The sequence below is a fragment of the Psychrobacter lutiphocae DSM 21542 genome (assembly GCF_000382145.1).
Taxonomy (GTDB): domain Bacteria; phylum Pseudomonadota; class Gammaproteobacteria; order Pseudomonadales; family Moraxellaceae; genus Psychrobacter; species Psychrobacter lutiphocae.
In genome coordinates this window covers 1-4,570 of record NZ_KB907687.1, presented here as the reverse complement: position 1 = coordinate 4,570, position 4,570 = coordinate 1, and the positions used below count along the sequence as shown (strand labels likewise).

2 protein-coding genes are annotated in these 4,570 nt (G+C 40.7%); both read left to right on the top strand.

Annotated features, from left to right (window positions below; genetic code table 11):
• Positions 1 to 3,483 (top strand): RHS repeat domain-containing protein (locus tag H140_RS0113500; RefSeq protein ID WP_019674171.1); only part of this gene is annotated, 3,483 nt, incomplete at its 5' end.
• Complete coding sequence (locus tag H140_RS0113495; protein ID WP_019674170.1) at positions 3,480 to 4,112, top strand: hypothetical protein; 633 nt, start codon at positions 3,480 to 3,482, stop codon at positions 4,110 to 4,112. The genes H140_RS0113500 and H140_RS0113495, both read left to right, overlap by 4 nt.
• Positions 4,113 to 4,570 lie beyond the last annotated feature (458 nt).

Below are 4,570 nucleotides of genomic sequence, written 5' to 3'. Positions count from 1 at the left end.
GATCAAGAACAGCTCATCTCAGTCAAAGGTGCAGGATGTGCCACCTGTGGTCCGACCAATGTCAGCTATGAGTATGATAATGCAGGGCGAGTGATAAAAGAAAACAAGCTTGATGATGAGGGAGAAGTAGTATCTACCACTCAAAGAGAGTTTGATAAGATAGGTCGGATCATCAAAGTAGTACAGAGCAGTGCACAAGGTGAACAAACTTGGCAAAGCTATGCATATGGCAATCCAGACTATCCAATGCAGCCTACCACCATTAGCCGTCCTAGTGTGGTTAAGGGTAGAGAAGCTCAAGTAAAGCTTAGCTATGATGAGCGGGGTAATGTTGTCTCAATGACTGAGGTGGGGTATCGACCAGCAATTAGCAGTCATGATTTGAATAAGCAAAATACAGCAGACGCTTCAATCAAGCGCACCACACAATTTCATTACCGTAAAATCAATGGCAAATATGTGGTTGTCGCCATCGACACTCCGATAAGCGAACAAGACAATGGTAAAAGCGAGACGGTAACAACTGAATATATATGGGATGACATGGGGGAATACATTACCCAGATCAACTACCCTGAAGGTCTTAGTGAAGAATTTAAAAACACAACCATTGCCGGAAAGAGTGTTCCTACCGAGTTTACCGCTACTGACGGTGTAACCACCACCTTTGAATACAATACCGATGCACTACCCATTAAGATGCACCGAGGTGACCAGCACATCACAATCGACTATGACAACAAACAACGCCCGATTAAATGGCAAAACCAGTTGGGTCAGACCATTACCGCTGAGTATGATGACAGCAAGCAACAAACCACCTATCATACCTATGACGGACAGCAGATAGTAAGTGAGTACAACACAGAAGGACAACTTATCAAGCGTCAATGGTTAGACGATAAAGGTCGTGTGGTTATTGATCCTAATGTCTTGACAAACGAATCTAACAACCCAGCTCTTATTACAAATGATAACACTCAACTGAGCATAGTAGACACAGGTATAAGTAAGGGCTATCAAAACACAAACCTTAGTGATCCACCAAATCAAGAAGGTACCTTTAATCCTGCTGATGACCTACTAGAAGCGAACGCCAGTATAGAAATTGAAACCAACCCACAGGGACTTATCAAAAAGGTCGTACTGCCAGAGGGTGCCACCTACAATCGTGTCTATGACGACTTCGGACGTGTGATCTATGCTAAAGACGCTAACACTGGCGAATCCATTGTCCAATACAATCTAAACGACCAACCTACTCTTATCCAAAGTGCGACGAATCAACAAATAGCCAGCTATGATAAAGCAGGCAGACTTATTGCCACTAAATACTGCACATTTGGAACAGATAGCCAAGTCATATCATCAAGCTGTGAGAACATACAATACACCTACAACGGTGCTCATCTTACCCAAATAGCAGATCCTACCCAAACCACCCACTACAGCTATGACACCCAAGGTCGCCTAACTTTAGAATCAGTACAATTTAAAGACAGCGACAAACAGTGGCAAACCAGTTATCAGTATGACGACACAGGACGCCTGCATAAAGTAGGCTTAGTCGAAGGCGCAACCCTAACCTATCAATACAATGACATTAGCAATCCAGTGACAGTCATGTATCAAGCGCCAGCAACAAACTGGTTTGAGCGTCTTATTCGCAAAGTAAATCCAGATCATAACAGTACCGCTTTAATATCAGACATACAAAGCGACAGTATACGCGGTCTATTAGGCTTTACTCACAGTAATGGACATACTGCAAAAGCTGAATATGACAAAGCAGGCAGACTCATAACCTGGCAAGACGGCAACTATAAAAAAGCGCTTACCTATGATAAAGACAGCCAAATTATCAAGACGACCACACATCAAGACGGACAAAGTCAGGATGAGCAGCTTGACTATAATCGTTATGGGGAGCTGATCAGCGTTAGTAGTCAAGGCAGACAACAAGAGCAGTTTAACTATGACTTAAATGGCAACAGATTGACTTATGGTAATGCAAACACACAAAGTCGTTATACCTATAAGACAGGCACAGATCAACTGCTGAGCATTGAACAAGATGATAAGACGCATCAGTATCAATACGATGAAGCAGGTAACCCAACCTCAATCAGCACTCAAGACCAAAGCAGTGACACACCAAAACAGCGTAAGTTTAGCTATGGCGCTAGAGGACAATTAACCGAGTATCAGGATGATAAGGGCAATAACGCTAGCTATCGATATAATCATGCGATGCAGCGAGTTAGTAAAATCACAGCAGACCATGAGCAGCGCTATCTATGGCAACAAGGACTGATTGATGCCGAGATTGAGGTTAAAGACAATCAAGAGACGTTAACGCGTCGCTATATCTATGTGGGCTTAAGACCGATTGCGGTCATCGACTACGATCAAAACAACCTACCTAATATCTATACTATTCATACCGATCATTTGGGTACACCGCAGCAGGTGAGTAATGATAACCAGCAGACAGTGTGGCAAGGGGAGTATGATGCCTTTGGTAATGTGACGGTTAAAGCCATTTCACAAAATAACAGCCAAGATATACAAGCCAAACAGACAGGTTGGTCGTTAAATCTTATTAATCAAGCCAATGCAACAGACGATACTATTAACAAAGAACCGTTTGCGTTTAATCTACGCTTTGCCGGTCAGTATGAGGATAGTGAGAGTGGCTATTATTATAACTGGCACCGGTATTATAATCCTGAGACGGGACGCTATTTAACCTCTGATCCTATTGGACTTAATGGGGGACTCAATACGTATGGCTATGCTGGAGCTAATCCTGTGTCTGCTGTGGATCCGTGGGGGTTGATTAGCTGGTCAGCAAATGAGATTAATAATCTATTACATAACGCATTAGTGGGAAGAAGTGTTCAAGATAGAAGTTGTCCTATGTGCTGTCTAAATGCTTTTAGTAGCAATTTAGCAGCTTTACATGGGAAGACGGACTATAAAAAAGGAGGAACTATGGCGGCAATATTAAGACCTTACAAAACTAGGAAGATGTCTAATATAGCGCCTACAGCTAAATCCGATGGGAAGAAATTCACTTCTCAATCCCATAACTCTATAGTAGGAAAAGGTCATATTAATGTCAATGTAAGTCAAAAACTCATCGACGCTACTCCTAATAATGAAATTGCAGTTTATGCAGTCGGATTAGCAGGAGAATACCATTCAACACTCGTCGTTATTTCTAAAAAGCAAACAACTGGGGTTGGATTACATGCCATGATAAGAGGTACTAATAACCAGCCTTCACTTTTGTTTATCGAAGATCTATCCGGAGTTGAACATTATAAGAGTCCCAGTCGAATGGACTATAGTATGGAAGGCTTCGTTATAGGCGCAGCTAAATTCTATCGTGGTGATAAGCCAATCGATGGTGCAATTGTACCTAAAGATACTAGCAGAGATATTAGTCTAGATACTACCGTTTGGGAGGTTTTAAAATGAAATTGATATGGCAGTCTTCTTTCTTGATATTGATGTTAGCTGGATGTTCATTAGAGAATAATGATAACTTGCCTAATTCGGATAATAGTTTGCTAAAAGTCGAGCCTGCTGCTATTGAATCCGAAAATAGTGATTTGCAAGGCGACATTATTGATGACCTTTTAATAAAATTATCTGACTTTAGGGCTGAACAGATAAAAGGAGAGGAAGCCAAGTCAGTATTTAGTGGCAGTTTGAGTTTCTGTACGAACTTCGTTAATTATGAACCTCACATTATTGAAGATAACAGTTGGTGGATTTTAGAGGATGATAAGCTCATTAGTACCGCTAGAGAATTTAAGTTTTCAGATAGGCAGCAAGCAGATAGTTTTGCAGTAGAAGCGAAGAAATGGGCTGAGATGTTTTATACCTTGCCTAGAAGTACATGGAATAGAAACAACGTTAATTGCTGGCCAAATCATACAGACAAATTTTATGCGGTGATTCATAACGGCGATAATGTCATGCTTATCGGTGATGGAGACCAATATAATTATTGGTTTGAAGCTGGTGATGGCATTAGAGACTTCCACGTAAGAAACAATACTGATTTTTATAGATTTTTAATTACTATGAAGAACCAAAAATGATTATTATTTTAATGGCTAATAATTAGTCATATAGAACGTAGGGTAGGCTTATTAGTATAGGTAATATCTCAAATTTAAAACATTAAATACTAAAGGCAACGGCAAGTAACATGTCGCTATCAATACGATAATACAGGCAACCCAATCTTAATCAGTACTCAAGATCAAAGCAGTGATACACCAAAACAGCGCAAGTTTAATTACGGGGCAAGAGGTCAATTAACCCAGTATCAAGATGAAAAGGGCAATAAAACAAACTATCGCTATAACCATGCTATGCAGCGAGTGAGTAAAACCACAAGTAACGATAAAAAAGACAAACACGAGCAGCGCTATCTATGGCAACAAGGACTGATTGATGCTGAGATTGAGGTTAAAGACAATCAAGAGACGTTAACGCGTCGCTATATCTATGTGGGCTTAAGACCGATTGCGGTGATTGATTATGACAGTGACAA

What these genes read in the sequence shown, in the direction of transcription:
- H140_RS0113495 (WP_019674170.1), top strand. Translation starts at nt 3,480, where the DNA reads ATGAAATTGATATGGCAGTCTTCTTTCTTGATATTGATGTTAGCTGGA.